15 protein-coding genes and 1 tRNA gene are annotated in these 20,057 nt (G+C 73.5%); 3 read left to right on the top strand and 13 right to left on the bottom strand.

The genetic code is table 11. The features are described 5' to 3' along the window. Nucleotides 1-268 precede the first annotated feature (268 nt). From mshC to ACIPEP_RS13035, 3 genes are all read right to left on the bottom strand, one after another. Nucleotides 269-1,513: a cysteine--1-D-myo-inosityl 2-amino-2-deoxy-alpha-D-glucopyranoside ligase gene (mshC, locus tag ACIPEP_RS13045; RefSeq protein WP_402717484.1), complete on the bottom strand. Its 1,245-nt coding sequence runs from the start codon at nt 1,511-1,513 to the stop codon at nt 269-271. Beyond that, nucleotides 1,510-2,340, bottom strand: a complete 831-nt coding sequence (locus ACIPEP_RS13040) for an undecaprenyl-diphosphate phosphatase (protein WP_070419014.1) — start codon at nt 2,338-2,340, stop codon at nt 1,510-1,512. The genes mshC and ACIPEP_RS13040 overlap by 4 nt, the downstream gene beginning before the upstream one ends. A 62-nt stretch (nt 2,341-2,402) precedes the next feature. Next, nucleotides 2,403-3,719: a M20/M25/M40 family metallo-hydrolase gene (locus ACIPEP_RS13035; RefSeq protein ID WP_092387087.1), complete on the bottom strand. Its 1,317-nt coding sequence runs from the start codon at nt 3,717-3,719 to the stop codon at nt 2,403-2,405. Nucleotides 3,720-3,891: 172 nt separating this feature from the next. On the opposite strand from ACIPEP_RS13035, the gene ACIPEP_RS13030 reads away from it, so the two are divergent. After that, nucleotides 3,892-3,977 (top strand) — tRNA-Leu (locus tag ACIPEP_RS13030). 517 nt (nt 3,978-4,494) lie between these two features. On the opposite strand, the gene ACIPEP_RS13025 is transcribed toward ACIPEP_RS13030, so the two are convergent. From ACIPEP_RS13025 to ACIPEP_RS12995, 7 genes are all read right to left on the bottom strand, one after another. Continuing rightward, nucleotides 4,495-5,964: an HD domain-containing protein gene (locus ACIPEP_RS13025; protein ID WP_402717483.1), complete on the bottom strand. Its 1,470-nt coding sequence runs from the start codon at nt 5,962-5,964 to the stop codon at nt 4,495-4,497. A gap of 140 nt (nt 5,965-6,104) precedes the next feature. Continuing rightward, nucleotides 6,105-7,433 carry an NAD(P)/FAD-dependent oxidoreductase gene (locus ACIPEP_RS13020; protein ID WP_071296325.1) on the bottom strand — a complete coding sequence of 443 codons (1,329 nt, stop codon included), beginning with the start codon at nt 7,431-7,433 and terminating at the stop codon, nt 6,105-6,107. Between the two features lie 32 nt (nt 7,434-7,465). Next, nucleotides 7,466-7,675 carry a hypothetical protein gene (locus ACIPEP_RS13015; protein WP_071296324.1) on the bottom strand — a complete coding sequence of 70 codons (210 nt, stop codon included), beginning with the start codon at nt 7,673-7,675 and terminating at the stop codon, nt 7,466-7,468. A 7-nt stretch (nt 7,676-7,682) separates the two neighbouring features. Next, on the bottom strand, nt 7,683-9,599 hold the full coding sequence (locus tag ACIPEP_RS13010; RefSeq protein ID WP_374115176.1) for a DEAD/DEAH box helicase: 1,917 nt from the start codon (nt 9,597-9,599) through the stop codon (nt 7,683-7,685). A 17-nt stretch (nt 9,600-9,616) separates the two neighbouring features. Then, a complete protein-coding gene (dinB, locus tag ACIPEP_RS13005) occupies nt 9,617-10,867 on the bottom strand; it encodes a DNA polymerase IV (protein ID WP_071296323.1) in 1,251 nt (416 codons plus the stop codon). Next, nucleotides 10,864-13,167: an FUSC family protein gene (locus ACIPEP_RS13000; RefSeq protein ID WP_402717482.1), complete on the bottom strand. Its 2,304-nt coding sequence runs from the start codon at nt 13,165-13,167 to the stop codon at nt 10,864-10,866. The genes dinB and ACIPEP_RS13000 overlap by 4 nt, the downstream gene beginning before the upstream one ends. Nucleotides 13,168-13,244: 77 nt before the next feature. Continuing rightward, entirely contained in the window at nt 13,245-14,402 is a 1,158-nt protein-coding gene (locus tag ACIPEP_RS12995) for an acyl-CoA dehydrogenase family protein (protein ID WP_402717481.1), read from the bottom strand. A 23-nt stretch (nt 14,403-14,425) separates the two neighbouring features. Here ACIPEP_RS12995 and ACIPEP_RS12990 point away from each other — a divergent pair, with 23 nt between their 5' ends. Beyond that, complete coding sequence (locus ACIPEP_RS12990; RefSeq protein WP_402717480.1) at nt 14,426-15,220, top strand: SGNH/GDSL hydrolase family protein; 795 nt, start codon at nt 14,426-14,428, stop codon at nt 15,218-15,220. A gap of 7 nt (nt 15,221-15,227) precedes the next feature. Here the strand turns inward: ACIPEP_RS12990 and ACIPEP_RS12985 are convergent, their stop codons facing one another. Next, nucleotides 15,228-16,595, bottom strand: a complete 1,368-nt coding sequence (locus ACIPEP_RS12985) for a serine hydrolase domain-containing protein (protein ID WP_402717479.1) — start codon at nt 16,593-16,595, stop codon at nt 15,228-15,230. A 170-nt stretch (nt 16,596-16,765) separates the two neighbouring features. On the opposite strand from ACIPEP_RS12985, the gene ACIPEP_RS12980 reads away from it, so the two are divergent. Continuing rightward, entirely contained in the window at nt 16,766-18,088 is a 1,323-nt protein-coding gene (locus tag ACIPEP_RS12980) for a hypothetical protein (protein WP_402717478.1), read from the top strand. Between the two features lie 4 nt (nt 18,089-18,092). On the opposite strand, the gene ACIPEP_RS12975 is transcribed toward ACIPEP_RS12980, so the two are convergent. Continuing rightward, nucleotides 18,093-18,791: a GNAT family N-acetyltransferase gene (locus ACIPEP_RS12975; protein WP_402717477.1), complete on the bottom strand. Its 699-nt coding sequence runs from the start codon at nt 18,789-18,791 to the stop codon at nt 18,093-18,095. Nucleotides 18,792-18,793: 2 nt separating this feature from the next. Continuing rightward, nucleotides 18,794-20,026, bottom strand: coding sequence for a D-alanyl-D-alanine carboxypeptidase family protein (locus tag ACIPEP_RS12970; RefSeq protein WP_402717476.1), 1,233 nt, complete (start codon nt 20,024-20,026; stop codon nt 18,794-18,796). Between the last annotated feature and the right edge of the window lie 31 nt (nt 20,027-20,057).

Raw genomic sequence — 20,057 nt, 5'->3', positions numbered from 1 at the left:
CCCCGGCGGCCGGGCCCCCGGGGGGGGGGGGGCCCCCCCCCCCCCCCCGGCCCCCGCCCCCCCCCCCCCCCGCCGGGCGGGGGGGGGGGGGCCCGGGGGCCCCCCCGCCTCCCGTCCGTCGTCTGGTCGCGTCCCGTCCCGTCCCGTCCCGTCCGCGCGAGCGGGCACTTTCGGTCACGCTCGGCGCCTGGAGTCGGGCGATTCCGCCCTCTCGGCGAACCTGAGCGGCATGTCCTGCCCGCTCGACGAACGGGGGCGGCCGGTCGCGTCAGCCGAGGCGGATGCCGAGCAGGGCGTCGACCAGGTCCACGAGGTCCGGCGTGACCGCCGTCCCGCCCGCGATCGCCGTGTCGACCGCGGCGACGGCGCCCGGCGTGTCGAGGTCGTCCGCGACACGGGCGCGGACCCGGGCGATGACCTCGGCCGCGTCGTCGGCGTGTCCGGCGTCGCTCCCGGAGGCCCAGGCGTCCCACGTGGCCAGGCGCGTCGTGGCGCTGGTGAGCTCGGTGTCGAACCACTCCCAGTCGTCGGAGTACTTGTGCGACAGCAGCGCGAGGCGGATCGCACGCGGGTCGGCGCCGTCGTCGAGCAGCCCACGGACCGTGACGAGGTTGCCGAGCGACTTCGAGATCTTCTCGCCCTGGTAGGCGATCATCCCGGTGTGCACGAACGCCTGCGCGAGCGGCTGGTGCGCGAGCGCTGCGGCGTGCCCGGCGCTCATCTCGTGGTGCGGGAAGACGAGGTCGCTGCCGCCGCCCTGGACGCTGATCGGCAGGCCGAGGCGGTCGCCGGCGATGACGCTGCACTCGATGTGCCACCCGGGGCGCCCGGGGCCGACGGCGGAGTCCCAGCTCGGCTCGCCCGCTCGTGCGGCGCGCCAGAGCAGCGGGTCGAGCGGGTCGCGCTTGCCCGCACGGTCGGGGTCGCCGCCACGCTCGGCCGACAGCGCGAGCATGGTCTCGCGGTCGAGGCCGCTCTCGTCCCCGAGCGACCAGGCCTCGGTCGGGCGGTTCACGTCGAAGTAGAGGTCGTCGCCCGCGGACTCCGGCGTCGGCACCGCGTAGGCGTAGCCGGTCTCCTGCAGGAACGCCACGGCCTCGGCGATGCGTTCGACCTCGTCCGTCACCGCCACGAAGTCGTCCGGCGGCAGGACCCGCAGCGCCTCCATGTCGCACCGGAACAGGTCGATCTGCGAGGCCGCGAGCTCGCGCCAGTCGACGCCGTCCCGCGCCGCCCGTTCGAGGAGCGGGTCGTCGACGTCCGTGGTGTTCTGCGCGTACTCGACCTCGAACCCGGCGTCCCGCCAGACACGACCGAGCGTGTCGAACGAGAGGTAGGTCGCGGCGTGGCCGAGGTGGGTGGCGTCGTACGGGGTGATGCCGCACACGTAGAGCGCCGCACGCTCCTCGCCACCGGTCGGGTCGACGGGCTTGCCGGTCGCCGTGTCGTGCACGACCGGGCGGGGCGCGGTGCCCGGGACATCGGGGACGGACGGGACCTGCCAGGCCCTCACGGCTGGATCACTCCGAGCGACAACAACACGATGAGAACGATACCGAGTGCGATCCGGTAGACGACGAACGGCATGAAGCTGCGCTTGCTGATGTAGTTCATGAACGCCGCGATCACGACGAAGCCGACGACGAAGGCGACCACCGTGGCGATGAGCGTGTCGACCACGCCGAACGGTGCGCCGGTGTCACCGAGGCTCGTGGCGGCCTCGTACAGGCCGGAGAGGAACACGGCGGGCACGGCGAGCAGGAACGCGAACCGGGCGGCCGCCGGGCGGGTGTAGCCGAGCGCGAGCCCCATCGACACGGTCGCGCCGGAACGCGAGACGCCGGGGACGAGGGCGAGCATCTGGGCGAGGCCGATCAGGATCCCGCCGCCGAACGTCATGTGCTCGATGCGCCGGACCTTCTTGCCGACGACGTCGAGCACGCCGAGCACGATGCCGAACACGATGAGGACGATCGCGACGATCCACAGCGACCGGAACGTCGTCTCGATCGAGTCCTTGAGCAGCAGGCCGGCGATGCCGATCGGGATGGTCCCGAGGATCACGAGCCACCCGAGTCGGGCGTCCGGGTCGTTCCGGGGCACGGTCTTCCCCGACAGCGACCGGAACCACCGGCCGACGATCCGGGTGATGTCGCGCCAGAAGTAGATCAGCACGGCGGTCTCGGTGCCGAGCTGCGTCACCGCGGTGAACGCCGCGCCCGGGTCCTGCGCGTCCGGCAGGAACAGCCCGACGATGCGGAGGTGGGCGCTGGACGACACCGGGAGGAACTCGGTGAGCCCCTGGACGAAGCCGAGGAAGATCGCCTCGAGGATGTGCACGGCTCGGGCCTTTCGGGGAGAGTCGGTTCAGGACACCGCCGGACCGGCGACCATGCACAATATCAGTACGTGGCGAGGAGGTCTCCGAGGACCCGCCGCCCGAAGGCCAGCGAGTCGAGCGGCACACGTTCGTCCACGCCGTGGAACATCGCCGGGAAGTCCACGCCCGCCGGCAGCTGCAGCGGCACGAACCCGTAGCCCGCGATCCCCAGCGTCGACAGCGCCTTGTTGTCCGTCCCGCCCGAGAGCAGGTACGGCAGCACCGGAGCACCCGGGTCGTGCCGGCCGAGGACGTCGCGCACGGCGTCGACCAGGGGGCCGCCGAAGTCTTGCTCGAGCCCGATGTCGCGGAAGGACATCACGACCTCGACGTCGTCGCCCGCGAGCTCCCGGACACGCGCCAGCACCGTCTCCTCGTCGCCGGGGAGGCACCGGATGTCCACCAGTGCCTCGGCGTGGTCGGGGATCACGTTGTGCTTGTACCCGGCGGTGAGCACCGTCGGGTTCGTCGTCGTGTGCAGGGCCGCGTGGATGAACCGCGACGCCGACCCCGTGGCCAGCGCCACTTCGTCCGGGCCGGTCACCGTCGGGTCCACCCCGAGGAACCGTGCGACCTCGGCCACCATCGCGTCGGTCGTCGCCGACAGCCGCACCGGCCACTCCTCGCTGCCGATCCGGGCGACCGCCGCGGCGAGCTTCGTCACCGCGTTGTCGTGGATGACGTGCGACCCGTGCGCCGCGGTGCCGGTCGCGACGAGCTTGATCCACATCAGGGCCTTCTCGCCCGTCTGCAGCAGGTACGCACGACGGTCGCCGAGGGTGATCGAGTAGCCGCCGACCTCGCTGATCGCCGCGCTCGCACCCCGGAACACCTCGGGGTGGTTCTCGACGACGTGGTGCGAGCCGAGGACTCCCCCGGCCTCCTCGTCGGCGAAGTACGCGATCACGAGGTCGCGCTCCGGCGCTCCCTGCTGCTCGATGACGTCCGACAGCGACGTGAGCATCATCGCGTCCATGTTCTTCATGTCGACCGCGCCGCGACCCCAGAGCATGCCGTCCCGGACCTCGCCGCCGAACGGGTCGACCGACCAGTTCGCCGGGTCCGCCGGCACCACGTCGAGGTGACCGTGCACGACCAGCGCGGACTTGTCGCGGTTGCGTCCGGGCACCCGCGCCACGACGCTCACCCGGTCGGGTTCGGACTCGAACAGCTGCGGCTCGAGCCCGAGCGCACGGAGCTTCGCCTCGACGTAGTGCGCCGCCTCGGTCTCGCCGCGGGACTTCCCCTCGCCCCAGTTCGTCGTGTCGATGCGGATGAGGTCACGGGCGATCGCCGCGGTGGCCTCGAGGTCGGTCAGCGTGGCCTCCGGGTTCGTCATGGCCCAACGCTACCGGTCCGCGCCGACGGCCCCGGCGTCGGACGTCACAGTAGGACGCGCCCGGGATGCGCCGCTGTGTTCATCGGGCGTTCAGACCCGTGCTAGTGTCTTCTCTCGGCAGGAACGCCGGGGAAACAGCCCGGAACGACGGCCGACAAGTGAAGAAACACCTGTCCGGGTGGCGGAAATGGTAGACGCGCTAGCTTGAGGTGCTAGTGCCCGTATTAGGGCGTGGGGGTTCAAGTCCCCCCTCGGACACAGGAAATGGGATGCCCCCTGGCCTTTCGGCCCGGGGGCATTTCCTGTTCGTGCCTTCCCGGCGAGTGCCGCCGTCGCTTCGCTCGGGGCGTCACCGCCTCGAACGCGCCGGTTCGCTGCGCTCACGGCGGGGTGCGGGCGCCAGTTCGCTGCGCTCACGGCGGGTGCGTCCGGTAGGTGGGTGCGGGCGCGGGCGCGGGCGCGGGCGTGCGACATCGGGGATGTCGCTGGGGCGCGCGTGCAACAGTTGCGAGCGCAGGCGTGCGACATCGTCGGTGTCGTGCGACGTCGGGGATGTCGCTGGGGCGCGCGTGCAACAGTTGCGAGCGCAGGCGTGCGACATCGTCGGTGTCGTGCGACATCGGGGGTGTCGCTGGGGCGCGCGTGCAACGGTTGCGGGCGCGGGCGTGCGACATCGTCGGTGTCGCACGACATCGACGTCGTCGCGCCGAGTCGACCGCCACCGGCCCCACGAGCCAGGAGGCGCGGCGCCGGCCCGGCCCGCACCGACCGGCCGTCAGGAGCGCGGCTCCAGGGCACGGCGCAGCCAGTCGCGGGCACCCGCCGCGTCCTCGAAGCGCCCCTCGTCCTGCGCCTCGGCCGCGGCGTCCAGGACCTCCCGGAACCGCGGCCCCGGCGCGAGCCCCGCCGCGACGAGGTCCCGCCCGGTCACGAGGCGCACCCGGGGTCCCGCGGCCTCGTCCGCACGCATGACCGCGAGCCACGCCCACGCCGGTGACGGCCCCGACGCCGAGCCGCGCCCCTGCGAGTCCGCCTCGCACACCCGGGCCCAGCACTCGGCGGTCGCCATCGACCCGCCGAGACGACGGAGCAGTCGGCGCGCTGCCGGCACCGACGGCGCCGCACCGTCGGTCGAGTGCACCACCATGTGCTCACGCACGATCGTGGCGATGCGCTCGGAGAGGGTGCGCGGCGCGCCGATCCGCCGCAGCAGGTCCCGCGCCGCATGCGCGCCCGAGACCTCGTGCCCGAGGCTGCGGACCCGGACCGTGCCGTCGTCGTCCCGCTCCCGCTGCGTCCCGTCGCCCGCCTTGCCGAGGTCGTGCAGGAGCGCGCCGAGCACCACGACGGTGCGGTCCTCACCGGTGACGCCGTCGGCGGTGCAGGCAGCGGCAGCAGCGTCCGCCGCGAGCCCCAGGTGCACGTGCACGGGGCCCTCGGGGTGCCACCGCGGGTCCTGCGGCACGTCGCGCACCGCGGCGAGCTCCGGGAGGTGCCGCTCCCACCCGGTGTCGTGCAGCACCTGGAGCGCCCGCGACTGGTGGTCGCCCCGCGCCGCCTTCCGGATCTCCGGCCAGACCCGCTCCGCGGCCACGGACGGGAACGCGTCCACCAGCGACCGGGCGACGTCGACCGTCGACGGGTCGAGCACGAGGTCGAAGCGCGCCACGAGCTGCACGGCGCGCAGCACCCGCAGCGGATCGTCCCCGAACCGGTCCGAGGTGTGTCGGAGCACACCCCGGGCAGCGTCGTCGATCCCACCGACCGCATCGACGTACTCGTTCGTCGCCGGGTCCCACGCGACCGCGTTGACCGTGAAGTCGCGACGGACGGGGGACGCGGCGAGCCCGTCGTCGTCGGCGTTCCCCGGCACGACCGCGACGTCGACGTGCACGCCCTCGACCACGACCTTGAGGACCTCGAAGCGCGCCCCCGTGGTGACGACGACGGCTCCCGCCGCGCGCAGCGCGTCGACGACCGAGGCGGTGTCCGTGCCGTGCACCTCGACGTCGACGTCGTGGTCGTCGGCGACGGGGAGCGCGCGCCCGGACGCACGGAACAGCGCGTCGCGGACCACGCCGCCGACGAGGAACGGTCGGCCGCCACCGGCGAGCACGTCCAGGACCGCGGCGACGCTGGTGCCTACGCCCAGCGCTCGGGCGGGGTCGTCCGGTCCGGGGCAGCGGTGCACCCCGGTGGCGCGGCGAACGGCTCGGCAGCGGGGGCAGGAGATGGTGGTGGTCACGTGCGGTGTCTTCCAGGACCTCCGTGCGGCGGCACCGAGGGAGTCAGTCTGCCGCACCACGCGCGTCGGCGCGACCGGACGACGGACGGGAGGCGCGGTGCCAGCCGGCACCGCGCCTCCCGTCCGACAGGAACGCGCGTCTAGGACTTCGACGCCTCGACGAACGTGCGGCGCGGGTCGGTCTCCTTGATGAGGGACGTCGCGTCGCGACCCGACACGGCCCCGGTGACCCACCCGATCACGATGCGCACCTTGCGGTTGAGCGTCGGCATCGCGTACACGTGGTAGGCGCGGTGCGCGAGCCACGCGAGGAGGTTCGTCATCTTGATGCCCTTGATGTTCGCCGCGCCCTTCGCGACACCGTACGACGCGACGGTGCCGATGGACGGGTGGCGGTACTCCTCAAGCGGCTTGCCCGTGATCGTCGCGACCACGTTGTCCGCGGCCACGACGGCCTGGCGGACGGCGTTCTGCGCGTTCGGCGGGTAGTACGCCGGCTGCTTCTCGGCCGTCAGGTCGGGCACCTGCGCGACGTCGCCGAGGCCCCAGACGCCGGGGACGACCTCGTGGGTGTCCTCGCTCTCGACCTGCAGCTTCGCGTTCGCGGCGAGGTGACCCTTCGGGCCGCGCGGCAGGTCGGACGCGTCGAGGAGCGGGTTCGGCTTCACGCCGGCCGTCCAGACGAGGAGGCCGGTGGCGAACTCGTCGCCGTCGGAGAGCTTCACGACGCCGCCCTCGCAGCTCGGCATGGTCGTCTTCAGGCGGACGTCGATGCCGCGGGCTCGCAGCGACTCGAGGGTCCACTTGGACAGCTCCGGACCGACCTCGGGCGCGACGCGGTCGAGCGCGTCGATGAGGACCCAGCGGGGGTGCTCGCCGGCGAGCGACGGGTAGGTCTTGATGGCGGCCTGCGAGACGTCGAACAGTTCGCCGATCGCCTCGACGCCGGTGTACCCGCCGCCGACGAAGATGCTCGTGAGCAGCTTGCGGCGCTCGTCCTCGTCGCGGGTGGCAGCGGCCTTGGCGATGTTGTCGAGGAGCTTCGCGCGCACGTAGGCGGCCTCTTCGACGCTCTTGAAGCCGACGCCGTACTCCTCGAGCCCGGGCGTCGGGAACGTGCGCGTGACGGAGCCGAGCGCGACGACGAGCTGGTCGTAACCGAGCGTGCGGTCGTCGCCGCCGGCCGTGGCGATCGAGACGGTCTTGTCGGCCGAGGAGATCCCGGTGACCTTGCCCTGGATGACCCGGGTCTTGCGGAGCGCACGGCGCAGCTCGAAGGTCACGTCCTTCGGGGCGATGTGGCCACCGGCGACCTCGGGCAGGAACGGCAGGTACGTGTAGTACGTGTTCTGGTCCACCAGCGTGATGCGCATCGGCACGGTCGCTGCGTGCTTCTGGAGCTGCTTGACGGTGGTGTAGCCAGCGGAGCCGCCGCCGAGGACGAGGACGTGAGGGATGGAGTCTGCCATTCCCCCGGTCTACCCGACTTCGGCTTGCGATGTCATGAGGTCCGCGGCCTGTCGCGGAGCCGCCACCACGCGGTCTCGGCGAGTTCGACGCCCGTGTACACCCCGTGGGGCGTCCGGCGGGACTCGGTGAGCGAGAACCGACGGAGCCGGTAGCCCCCGCCGAATCGGTCGATGATCGCCTCGGGCGAGGACTCCGCGTCGCGCTTGACGTACCAGGTGCGGTCGTCGACGGTCTCGATCACGCGGTGCTCACCGGCGGCCGCCGATGCGGGAGCGCAGCACGTCGATGCGCTTCTGGATCTGCTCGATGCTCGCCTGCGCCACGGCCGGGCCACCGCTGATGCGGCGGAGTTCGGCGTGGATGGCCCCGTGCGGTTCGTTCGCGTGTCGGGACCAGATCGAGACGAGCCGGTGCAGCTCGGACCGCTGCTCCTTGATCGTCTGGTACATCGGGCGGTCCTCGGGTGCGGGGGCGGCCGCCTTGGGCATGCCGTCCTTCGGGGTGCGCCCCTTCGCTCGCTTCGCCTGCGTCGCCTGGCGTGCACGGAGCAGGTCGCGCACCTGGTCGGGTTCGAGCAGCCCCGGGATGCCGATGAAGTCGAGTTCCTCGAGCGAGCCCACCTCGCCGCCGCTGCCGAACTCGCCGCCGTCGTAGAGGACACGGTCGAAGGACGCCTGCGAGTCGAGCGCCTCGAACGGCTGGACCTCGAGCAGGCTCTCCGACGCGCGGTCCTCCTTGTTGGCCTCGGCGACCATCGCGTCCTCGGGGTTGTACATCCCGTCGTCGGCGTCCTTCGGGCGGTCGAGGGCGTGGTCGCGCTCGAGCTCGAGGGAGGCCGCCAGCGCCATCAGCCCGGGCACGCTCGGCAGGAACACGCTCGCCGTCTCACCGCGGCGACGGGCCCGGACGAAGCGGCCGATGACCTGGGCGAAGAAGAGCGGGGTGCTCGCGCTCGTGGCGTACACGCCGACGCACAGCCGCGGCACGTCCACGCCCTCGGACACCATGCGGACGGCGACCATCCATCGGGAGGTGTCCTCGGCGAAGGCGCTGATCCGGCTCGACCCCGCCGCTTCGTCGGAGAGGACGACCGTCGGCCGCTCCCCCGTGATCTGCTGCAGGATGCGGGCGTACGCGCGGGCCGTGGTGGTGTCCGTGGCGATGACGAGGCCGCCGGCGTCCGGCACACCACGGCGGACCTCGGTCAGGCGCTTGTCGGCGGCGGAGAGGACGGCCGGCATCCACTCGCCCTCGGGTGAGAGCGCCGTGCGCCAGGCCTGGGCGGTGATGTCCTTCGTGACCTGCTCGCCGAGCGACGCCGACATCTCGTCGCCCATGCGGGTCTTCCAGCGCATCTGCCCGGCGTACGCCATGAAGAGCACCGGGCGGACGACGCCGTCCTTGAGGGCGCGCCCGTAGCCGTAGTTGTAGTCGGAGATCGAGGTGCGGATGCCCTGCTCGTCGGGGGCGTACTGCACGAACGGGATCGGCGCGGTGTCCGAGCGGAACGGGGTGCCGGAGAGGGACAGGCGACGGGTGGCCTTCGAGAACGCCTCTCTGATGCCGTCGCCCCAGGTCAGGGCGTCGCCGCCGTGGTGGACCTCGTCGAGGATCACGAGCGTCTTGCCGCCGGCGGTGATCTTCTGGTGGACCTCGGGGTTCATGCCGACCTGGGCGTAGGTGATCGCCACGCCCTGGTAGTGCCGGCCGAACATGCCGTCGCCGTTCTTGAACATCGGGTCGATCCGGATGCCGACGCGGTCCGCCGAGTCCGCCCACTGCCGCTTGAGGTGCTCCGTCGGGGCCACGACGACGATGCGGTCGACGGTGCCGCGGGCGAGGAGCTCGGTGGCGAGCCGGAGCGCGAACGTGGTCTTGCCGGCGCCGGGCGTCGCGGCCGTGAGGAAGTCCCGCGGCTCGGTCTCGAAGTACTTGGTGAGCGCTTCGACCTGCCAGGCGCGGAGCTTCGACGCGGTGCCCCACGCGGCACGGTCCGGGAAGGCCGGCGACAGGTTCTGCACGGCCGAGTTGCCCGCCGCCTCGGCAGCGGCGACGGCCTCGTCGTGGGCGACGACCGCGTGCTCAGGCGCTGCGGTGCCGTCGTCCCACAGGGCCGCGGGCTGGTCCCCCGCCCCTGGCTGATCGGTGTACTCGGCTGCGCTCACTGCACGAGATTCTACCGTCACCCTTCGTCCTGCCGAGCGTGCGGGACGTGCCCCTCGGGCGTGCCGCGCACCAGGGATGCCGGTCGGAGCACGCCGGCGCCGAAGCGTGCGGCGACCGCGTCGATCGTCGTCTCGGTCTCGCGCCACGGCGCGTCGTCGTCCCAGAGCGCGTTGCTCGCCGCCGCCGGCACGAGGTTCTCGCCACGGACCCCGATGAGCCGGATCCGGTTGCCCGGCCGGTGCAGCACGTCGTACAGCTCGACGGCTTCGCGGTGCAGGCGCTTGGCGACGTCGGTCGGCTCCGCGAGGGTGCGGGACCGGGTCAGCGTGGTGAAGTCGGTGTAGCGGACCTTGAGCGCCACCGTCCGCGCCTGGACGTCGGCGCGTCGGAGTCGCACGGCCACCTTGTCGGCGAGGCGCAGGAGTTCCCGGGCGACGTCGTCGCGCTCGGTGAGGTCGTGGCCGAAGGTGACCTCGTGCCCGATCGACTTCTCGCCGACGCCGCTCTCGACCACACGCGGATCGCGGCCCCACGCGAGGTCGTGCAGGCGCTGACCGCCGGCCGGACCGAGCGCGGAGACGAGCGAGCCCAGTGGCGTCGTCGCGAGGTCCCCCACGGTGCGGATGCCGCGTCGTTCGAGGGTCTCCTGCGTCTTGCCACCGACCCCCCACAGCGCCGACACGGGCTGCGGGTGCAGGAACGCCACGGTGTCGGCAGCCGGCACGACGAGCAGGCCGTCCGGCTTCGACCGACTCGACGCGAGCTTCGCCACGAACTTCGTCGACGCGGCGCCGACGGAGCAGTGCAGGCCCGTCTCGGCGTACACCGCCGCACGGATCGCCCGACCGATCTCCCAGGGGGTGCCGTACAGCCGGATCGCCCCGGCGACGTCGAGGAAGGCCTCGTCGATGCCGAGCTTCTCGACGCGGGGCGTGAAGCGGTCGAAGACGGCCATCACGGCGTCGGACTTCGCGCGGTACTTCTCGAAGTGCGGCTCGACGATGATCGCCGCGGGGCACCGGCGCTTGGCGACGGCCATCGGCATCGCGGAGTTCACGCCGTACTTGCGGGCCTCGTACGTGGCGGCCGTGACGACCGAACGGTCGGAGTCGTGCCCGACGATCACCGGCAGGCCGCGGAGGTCCGGCCGGTCGAGCAGCTCCACCGAGGCGAAGAAGGCGTCCATGTCGACGTGCAGCACGCTCGCCGTCACGTCGTCGACGGGCGCGTCGGACACCAGTCGGTTGCGTCCGTCCTGCTTGCTCACACGGCGATGATGCCAGGACCCACCGACATCGCCCCGACGACCGTCGCGTGGTGGCGGTCGGCGAGCAGCGCGAGCGCCTCGTCGATCCGGCCGAGCGCGTGCGCGGCCGTCGCGATCGCCCGCTCGTCCCGCCGTCCGGAGGCGGCGGCCACCGCCTCGTCGAGCTGGTCGCCGACCCGGACCCAGACCGCCGTCGACGTGACGGACCGCGGCCCGGCCACGATGCCGTCGGCGAGCTGCGCGATCGAGGCGGCGAGGCGGTCGGCCGCACCGCGCAGGGCCGCTGGCGGGTCCTGCGGGGCCGAGCCGAGCCTCCCGGCCGCCTCGCGCGCGAAGGTCGCGGCCGCCTGCAGGGAGGTGCGCGTCCTGGCGTCGGCGCGCGCCGGCCCGCCGGTCGGGAAGCGGACCATCGGACGCAGGACGGCGTCCAGTTGGTAGGTGGCGGCGTCGACCGCGCGCGACCGGGCGCGCAGGTCACGCCGGGCGCGGTCCGCCTCCGTCGTGTCGGCCGCGTCCGCCTCGTCGTCCTCGTCGTCCTCGACCCCCACCAGCGCGAGCACGAATGCGCGGACCGCGACGAGCTGCCGCCGCACCGCGCGCCGGATGACGGCACGGGTGGCGATCGGGAGGACGACCGCGCTGACGAGCACCGCGACCGCGGCACCGAGCAGGTTCTCGGCGAGCCGCATCGGGATGAGGGAGTCCATGAAGGTGCCGGAGAACGCGTACACCTGGCAGAGGACGACGACGAGGCACGCGGCCCAGACCGAGTACACGCCGCCGAAGCCGTACGTGCCGACGGCGAGCAGGACGCACACGAGCACGATCGTCACCCACGGGTGCGTCGTGCCGAGCAGGTGCACGAGGACGATCCCGACCGCTCCCCCGACGACCGTCCCGACGCCGCGGTGGAGGCCCTTCCGGATCCGCTCGTGCGTGGTGTTCGTGCCGGCGAGGACGATCATCACGCCGATGACGCCCCAGTAGAACCGGCTCCCGTCGAGCAGGAGGGCGAGGGGTTCGACGATCGCGACGGCGATGGCGGCGTGGACGGCGGTCCGGAGCGACGCGGTGAGGTGCCAGCGGCGCCACGGCCCCTCGGCGACGGCGTCCGCGACGACCGGCACGGCTCCGGCCGGGCGCCCGCCGGCGAGGATCACCGGCGTGGCGAAGGGCACGCCGGCGCCGTGGCGGGGCAGCTCGTCGCGGAGCTCGCGCCACCGGAGTCCGGCGGACCGCAGGTCGGCGAACTCGGCGGCCATGCGGCGGACGATCGCGGTCGTCCGGGATCCGTCGTCGGCCGCCGAAGCCGTGATCCCGTAGCGGGCGAGGAGGGTGTGCGCTGCCTCCTGGCCGTGGCTGCCGCCGTGCCGGAGGACGAGCGTGACGGCCCGGAGCGCGGCGTGCCGGACGTCCGACGGCGCGCCCTGCTCGACCAGCGCCCCGGCCGCGCGGCCGAGCTCGTCGATCGCGAAGTGCGTGTCGAACACCAGGCGGTGCAGTTCCTCGGCGGTGGTGTCGGCGTCGACCCCGCTCGCGGCGAGCATGCCGTCGACCGTCAGGGCGATCTCGTGGTACCGGTCACGAGCGCGTCCGAGCCGGCGGAGGGCTCGGCGGCGGGCGCGCTGGTCGTCCGCGGCAGCGCCGACGGCTCCGGCGGCCAGGACCGCGGCGGCGGCCTCGAGCACGTCGGACCCCCGGGCGACGAACCCGCGACGGGTCCGGAGCAGCGCCCGGTGCGGATCCGGCCGGAACAGCAGGCGGACGACGATCGTCACGGCGAGGGAGCCCGCGACGACGAGCCCGAGCGGGACGACGCTCGTCTCGGGCAGGGGCAGCAGGAGTCCGCAGAGGTACCCGGCGAACCCGACGATCGCCGCGTCCGCCGCCCACACGCCCCACGAGGCCGCCGCGAACTGCACGAACAGCAGCACCACGATGAGGACGAGTTCGAGGAGCCGGAGCGGCTGCAGGGCGATGCTCCCGGCGAGTGCGACGACGAACGGCACGAGGACCGCCCCGGTGCGCGCGGCGGTCCGGCCCGTGCTCGGGTCGACGATGACCAGGCAGGTGATGAAGGCCGGCATCGCGCCGATCATCACGCCGAGGATCGCCGGCAGGCCGAAGGCCGTCGCGATCGCGTACCCGACGGCCATGCCGGCCGGGACGGCGACGAGCGTGCGGAGGGCACCGTCGGTCTTCACGAGCCCGGGGTCGAGTGCGAGGGCACGGTCCGTCAGTCGCTGGGTGCGGGTCCGTCGCCGCGGGGCGGTCCGGTTCGTGGTCTCGGTCCTCGGCACGCTCCGGCCGCCTCCTGTTCGCTGGGGAGGCCAATGGTACCGCAAGCGAACTAGTTTGGGGGCGCGCGGCGGCGACGCTACGGTGCGAGCGGCCCCAGCACCGACGCCGCGATCGTCCGCGCCGCCGAGTCCCGCGACGACGGGTGGTACTGGCCCGCCCGGACGTCCCGGGCCAGGCGCGCGAGCTCGCCACCGGCCCGGTAGGCGCCACCGCCCACGACCCGCATCGCCTCGTCCACGACGTGCTGCGCCGCGTCGACCGCCCGGGCCTTCGTCCCGACGAGCAACGGGAACCACCGCGGCCCGAGGTCGTCGAGCTCGTCGACCGACCGGGCGAGCGAGGTCACCTGCAGCTCGATCGCGTCGACCGTCCCGCGCATGTCCGCGATCGCCCGGCGCACGTCCGGGTCCGCGGACCGCGGTGTCCCGTCGGGTGCCGTGCGCGACCGCACCGCCGACACCGCGAGGGCCGTCGCACGGGCGGCGATCCCGACGTACACCGACGCCACGAGCAGCTCGAACGCCGCGAAGACGCCGAACACGAGCGGGTCCTGGTTCGGCCCGACCGGCAGGGTCCGCACGATCCGGTCCGCCGGCACGTGCACGCCGTGCAGCTTCGTCGTGCGACTCTGCGTCGCCCGCATCCCGAGGGTGTCCCAGTCGTCGAGGTGCTCGACGTCGCCGTCGGACCGCAGCACGAAACCGTGCACGAGCCGCGGCTCCGGCCCGGACCGGTCCTTGCCGAACACGCTCAGCACGTCCCACGCCGGGGCCAGCGAGGTGAAGACCTTCGTCCCCGTGAAGCGGTAGCCGCCGTCGCCGTCCGGCTCCGCCGTCGTCAGCGAGTCGAAGAGGACGGCGTCGTTGCCCGGCTCGCTCACACCGAACGCGAGCAGGTGGTCGTCCGCCGCGTGGTCGGTGACGGCCTGGAGGAACGACCCACCCCGCGCAGTGACGGCGCGCGCCGCCTGCACCCAGACCTGGTGCATCCCGAGCCCCAGCGCCGTCGCCGGTGCGGCTTCCGCGAGCCGCCGCTGCACCGCGGTCGTCGCGGCGAGCCCGAGCCCGGCACCGCCGCGTTCGACGGGCACCCCGAGCCGCAGGTAGCCGGCCGTCCGGAGTTCGTCGAGGTCCTCGGTGCAGAACGCGTTCGCGGCGTCGTAGCCGGGGGCGCGGGCGGCGATGCGCTCCAGCAGCTCGTCGCCCAGCACCGCCGCGGGGTTGGCCTTCGTCATGCCACGAGACTATGGTCCGAGGGGTGTCAGATCGTCATCCGTGGTCCAGGTACGTCGCGATCGGTGACTCGTTCACCGAGGGGATCGGCGACCCCGACCCCACCGTCCCCGGCGGGAACCGTGGCTGGGCGGACCGGGTGGCCGAGGTCCTGGCCAACCAGTCCGACGACTTCGCCTACGCCAACCTGGCGATCCGCGGGCGACTCCTGCAGCAGATCATCGACGAGCAGGTCGAACCGGCACTCGCCCTCCGTCCCGATCTCGTCACGGTGTCGGCCGGTGGCAACGACATCATCCGGCCGGGCTCCGACCCCGACGAGCTCGCCGAGCGAGTGGACGCGATGGTGTCCCGGCTGCGGAGCGACGGCGCCACCGTGGTGCTCTTCACCGGTCCGGACGTCGGCATGACCCCGGTGCTCGGGATGGTCCGCGGCAAGACGGCGATCTACAACGAGAACCTGCACGCCATCGCGCTGAAGCACGGCGCCCTCGTCGCGAACATGTGGGCGCTCCGGGTCCTCCGCGACCCGAGGATGTGGGCTCCCGACCGGCTGCACCACTCCCCGATGGGCCACGCGACCGTCGCCGCCGCGGTGCTGGACGCGCTCGGCGTCGAGCACGGGCTCGAACCGTTCAACCCCGAGCCGCTCGAGGCCCGTCCGTGGCGGGAGGCCCGCGCCGAGGACCTCGGCTGGGCGCGCGAGTACCTCGTGCCGTGGGTGGTCCGGCGGATCAAGCACACGTCCTCGGGCGACGGCGTGACCCCGAAGCGACCCGAGCTGCAGGACGTCGTCGAGCACAAGTCCGACACCCCGTAGCGCTCGATCAGTCGGCGGGGCGGCGCAGGGTCAGCGGACCGTCGTGCAGCGGCTCGGTCGCCCACGACGCGGTGGCGGTGCCGGCCGCGAGGTCGATGCGCACGTGCGCGAGGTGCGGCGTCTCCACGAACCGGACGTCGACGAGCACGGTGCCGTCCGGTACGACCGCACCGCTCGCGGCGAGGGGACCGTCGACCGCCCACTCCCCCTCGCCGACCGGTACCGAGAGCGTCCCGCCGTCGACCTCGAGGGCCGCGCGCCACCGGTCGCCGTCGCGCGTGAAGCCGATCCGGTCGATGCCGTCACCGCGGAACGGACCGGCGCCGAGGTCGGGGAGGCGACCGCCCTGCACCGGGGGCAGTCCCAGGGAGGCGAGCCGCGCCTCCAGGTCCGCATCCGCGGCCGCGTCGAGGTCCGCAGCGTCGACGGCGGGCAGGAGGTGCTGCCAGGCCGCGTCGAGGACGGCCTGCATGTCGAGGCTCTGGCCGGTGAGCGCGAGGACGACGTCCTGCTCCGGCAGCACGACGCAGAACTGGCCGTAGGCGCCGTCGCCGCGGAAGCCGTGGCGGGCCATCCAGAACTGGAAGCCGTAGCCCTGCGACCAGTCCGGGTTCTCCTCGTCGAGGTTGTCGATCTGCTTGCTCGTGGCGGCGGCGACCCAGTCCTCGTCGAGGATCCGCTCGCCCGCCCACACGCCGCGCTGCAGGTACAGCTGGCCGAGCGCGGCGATCGCCGAGGTCGGGGCGTAGCACCCGCTGAAGCCCAGCTCTGCGTCGGACTCGTCCCGGCGCCACGCCAGGTCGTCGATGCCGAGCGGGTCGAGCAGCCGCGGACGCAGGTAGTCGACCAACGACCCACCGCTGACGCGGCGGACGATGGCGGCGAGCGTGTAGGTGCACGGCTGGTTGTAGGTGAAGAGCGCGCCGGGTTCCTCTTCCGGCGGCAGGAGCAGGAAGCCGCGCACGACGTTCATGCGGTCGAGTTCCCGGGCGCGGTCGATGGTGTCCTCGCGGTGGCCGCTCGCCATCGCGAGCAGGTGCCGGACGCGGATGCGGCGGCTGCGTTCGTCGGTGATCTCGGCGTCGAGCTCCGGGAAGTACGAGAGAGCGGTGGCGTCGAGGTCGATGAGTCCCTCGCGGACGGCGATCCCGACGGCGGCGGCGGTGAAGCTCTTGCTGAGGGAGTAGAGCAGGTGGACGCGGTCCTCGGCGTAGGGCTGCCACCAGCCCTGGGCCGCCACCTGACCGTGGCGGAGCAGCACGATGCTGTGCGGTTCGACGTCGGGCGTCGACTCGAGGGCGTCGAGGAACCGGGCGAGGCCACGGGCGTCGATGCCGAGGGCGGACGGGGTGGACCGGGGGAACGTCGTCGTCACCCGTCCGACACTACGTCGCCGGGGGTCGGCGCGCACAGCCGTTCGGTCCGTGTCCTCGTCGGTCTGTCTGAGAGTCACGGCATCTGCGTCACGGGTGCCGTCCACCGGCGCACGCCAGGATCGATCGGCAGCTGCACAGCACGGACGGCACGACGGCACGAGGGGGTCCGATGACGACGGCGGACCACCCGCGGAGACGCCCGACCACGGCGGTCTGGGCGCTCCTCGTCGCCGTCGCCACCGGCCTGCTCGCGTGGGTCCGCATCGGGAGCCCGGCCCGCGGCGTCGCCTGGGCGGAGGACTCCGGGCGCTTCCTCACCGATCGGCTCACCCTCGGTCCGGTGCGTTCGGTGTGGCACCCTTACGACGGCTACCTGCACGTCCTGCCCCGGCTGGTGGTCGACGCCGCCGTCGCGCTCGGGCGGATCGACCTGTACGCGCTGTCCGTCTCGGCGATGTCGTGCGCGGTCCTCGGCGCGGTGTGCGGCACCGTCTTCGTCCTGGCGCGCGGTGTGGTGCGGGCCTGGCCCCTCCGGGTGCTCGTCGCAGCCGTCCCCGCCCTCGTCCCGCTGGCGCCCGCCGAGATCGCCGGGACCGCGGCGAACCTGCACTGGTACCTGCTGTTCGCGGCGCCGTGGCTGCTCGCCCACCGTCCGCGGAGCTGGTGGTCGTCTGCGTGGGCCGCCGTCGCGGTGGCGGTCGTGACCACGAGCGAGATCCAGGCCGCCGTGTTCCTGCCGCTCCTGCTGCTGGGCCGTCGGCAGCGTCGGGTCATCCCCGTCGCAGCGGTCGCGGTGCTCGGTGTCGCGGCACAGGTCACGGCAGCGCTGACGCACCCCCGTTCCGCCACGCACCAGGGTGGCATCACCTCGTTCCGGGACATGACCGCCGGGTTCGTCGCCCAGGTCGTCGGCGGCAGCGGGAACGCCGACGTGCGTGCGGTCGGGGCGTCCGTCTCCGCCCACGGCTGGTGGGTCGTCACCGTCCCGGCCGTGCTCCTCGTGGTCGCGGTGGTGGCCGCCCTCGTCCTGGCGGACTGGCGGACCCGGTGGATGCTGCTCGCCGTGAGCGTCGGCGCCGGCGTCGTCTGGTACGCGGCGCTCATCGTGAACCGGACGCCCGGCACGACGTGGTCCTCGTTCACCGCCGCGGCGTGGGCAGGCACGGCGCCCCTGCGGTACGCGGCCGCGTCGTCGATGTTCCTGACCGCGGCGGTGGTCCTCGCCGCCGACGTGTTCCTCGCCCGCGCACGGTGGTCGTGGCGGGCAGCGGGCGGGGTGCTCGTCGCCGCCTCGCTCGTCGCGTTCGTGGCCGGGGCCGGGGCGGTGCCGCTCCGGGAGCACGGGCCGCAGTGGTCCGCCGAGATCGAGCACCGAGCGTCGTACTGCGCGGCGCACCCGGGCGACACCGTCCGGGTCGGCGCGATGCCCCGGATCGCGGGGTGGGACGCGACCGTCCCGTGTGCAATGGTCGAGCGCGCCGTCGGCCGGTGAGGGCTCAGGCGCCGCGGCGCGCGTCGGCCGGGTCGCGGGGCGGCGGGCTGGCCGGGTCGCGGGGCAGTGGGCTGGCCGGGTCGCGGGGCGGCGGGCTGGCCGGGTCGCGGGGCAGTGGCACGGCGTCGGGTGTCGGGTCGGTCGTCAGGCGGGCGTGGGTCTCGACGTCGAAGCGGTCGTCGCCGTAGCGGAGCTTCTCGCGTTCCACTCCCTCGGCGCGGAACCCCGCCCGGGTCGCGACCGCGCACGACGCCGGGTTGTTCGTGCGGTGCCCGAGTTCGAGGCGGTGCAGGCCGAGGGCGAAGGCGTCCTCGGCGGCGGCGGCGAGTGCGCGGGTCGCCAGGCCCCGGCCGCGGGCCCCCGGTGTGAGCCAGTACGAGACCCAGGCGTTGCCGTGGGTGTGCTCGATGGCCGTCACCCCGACGCAGCCGACGACGCGCACCCCGGCGCCGCCCGACCCGGCGCCGTCCGACCCGGCGCCGCCCGCCCCGGCGCGCCCGTCCGCCACGTCCACGACGTCCGCGACGATCGCCCAGTACCGGGCGTACCCGTCGAACCGGTACGTCGCCCCGATGAACGCCTCCGCCGCCGCGACGTCGTCGAACCGCACACCGCCGAACTGGCGCGCGAGCTCCGGGTCCGCCGACGCCGCCAGCAGCACCGGCGCGTCGGACGGCCGCCACGGCCGCACGGAGGCCGGCACCGTCACGCGCCCTGGAACGGGTTCGTCCACCGCCACCAGACGCCCGGGTCGTCGATCGGCCGCTCGAGCACGAGCGGCACCGTCACCGGGTCGTGGTCCGTGATGGTGAACCGCACCGTGCCGACGCGCTCCCCCTTCGTGCCGAGGGTGATCTGCTCGAGCTTCGTCCTCGCGGACACCTTCGTCCGGCCCCACACGAGCACCTCGGCCGCGGACCGCGACACCGCGTCCGCCTCGTCCTGCCACGGCGTCGAGAACGTGCCGAAGGTCTGCCCGGCGTGGGCGAGCGTGACGACCTGGAAGTTGTCGGCGACCGACCGGAGCAGCCGCTGGACGTCGACGTCGAGCGAGTCGTGGTCGACGCCGCCGAGCATCGCGCCGACGACCGTGACGTCCTTGCCACCGCGCTCGTACGTCGCCGCGAAGAGCAGGCAGGCGCCGGCCTCGTCGAGCGTGCCGGTCTTGATGCCCTCGACACCGTCGAGTCCGAGGAGCTTGTTCGAGTTCTCGATCGCGCCGGCGCCGGGCACCGTGACCTGCTTCGTGCCGACGACCTCCTTCACCACCGGGTTCGCGAGGGCGAGCTGCCCGAGTTCGACGAGGTCGGTGGCCGTCGAGGTGTTGTGCGCGTCGAGGCCGGTCGGCTCCTCGATCGTGGTGTGGTCGAGTCCGTGCTCGTCGAGCCACTCGTCCGCTGCCTGGCGGTAGGCGTCCATCGACCCGAAGGCCCAGAGCGCCAGCGACCCGGCGTAGTTGTTCGCCGACTTCATGAGCATGACCTGGAGCGTCTGGTACTCCGAGAGCTGGAGGCCGGCGGGCATCGGCGCGACCTCGCCGTTCACCGCGAGGTACTTCGCGTAGAGCGCCTGCATCCCGGGGCTGAAGGTGATCGTCGGGCCGGACTCCCCCGGCTGCAGCGGCTTCTCGTCGAGCACGACGAGCGCCGTGACGACCTTCGAGATGCTCGCGATCGACCGGGGCTTCGTGTCGCCGCTCGTGCGCAGGCTCTCCGGGAAGTCGGTGGCCTCGACCGCGGTGGCGCCGTAGCCGGGGAACGTCAGGTCCGGCACCGACGACGTGGGCGCGGAGTACGTCGTGGTCGAGGCGCTCGCCGGGGCGAACGGCACGACCGCTGCGGCCACGAGGTAGCCGACCGCCAACACGAGCACGGCGACGACCGAGATGGTCACCGGCCTCCGGACGGCGGAACGGGGGCGGCGGACGACTCGTGACACGGGAACCGAGCGTACCGGGGGCGGGTACCCC

Origin of the sequence: Curtobacterium sp. NPDC087082 (genome assembly GCF_044745045.1) — a bacterium.
Classification (GTDB): domain Bacteria; phylum Actinomycetota; class Actinomycetes; order Actinomycetales; family Microbacteriaceae; genus Curtobacterium.
This window is presented reverse-complemented; position numbering and strand designations above follow the sequence as displayed.

Excerpts from the sequence above, each read along its gene's own strand:
- ACIPEP_RS12995 (WP_402717481.1), bottom strand. The coding sequence starts at position 14,402 with ATGACGAAGGCCAACCCCGCGGCGGTGCTGGGCGACGAGCTGCTGGAG.
- ACIPEP_RS12980 (WP_402717478.1), top strand. The coding sequence starts at position 16,766 with ATGACGACGGCGGACCACCCGCGGAGACGCCCGACCACGGCGGTCTGG.
- ACIPEP_RS13035 (WP_092387087.1), bottom strand. The coding sequence starts at position 3,719 with ATGACGAACCCGGAGGCCACGCTGACCGACCTCGAGGCCACCGCGGCG.
- ACIPEP_RS13020 (WP_071296325.1), bottom strand. The coding sequence starts at position 7,433 with ATGGCAGACTCCATCCCTCACGTCCTCGTCCTCGGCGGCGGCTCCGCT.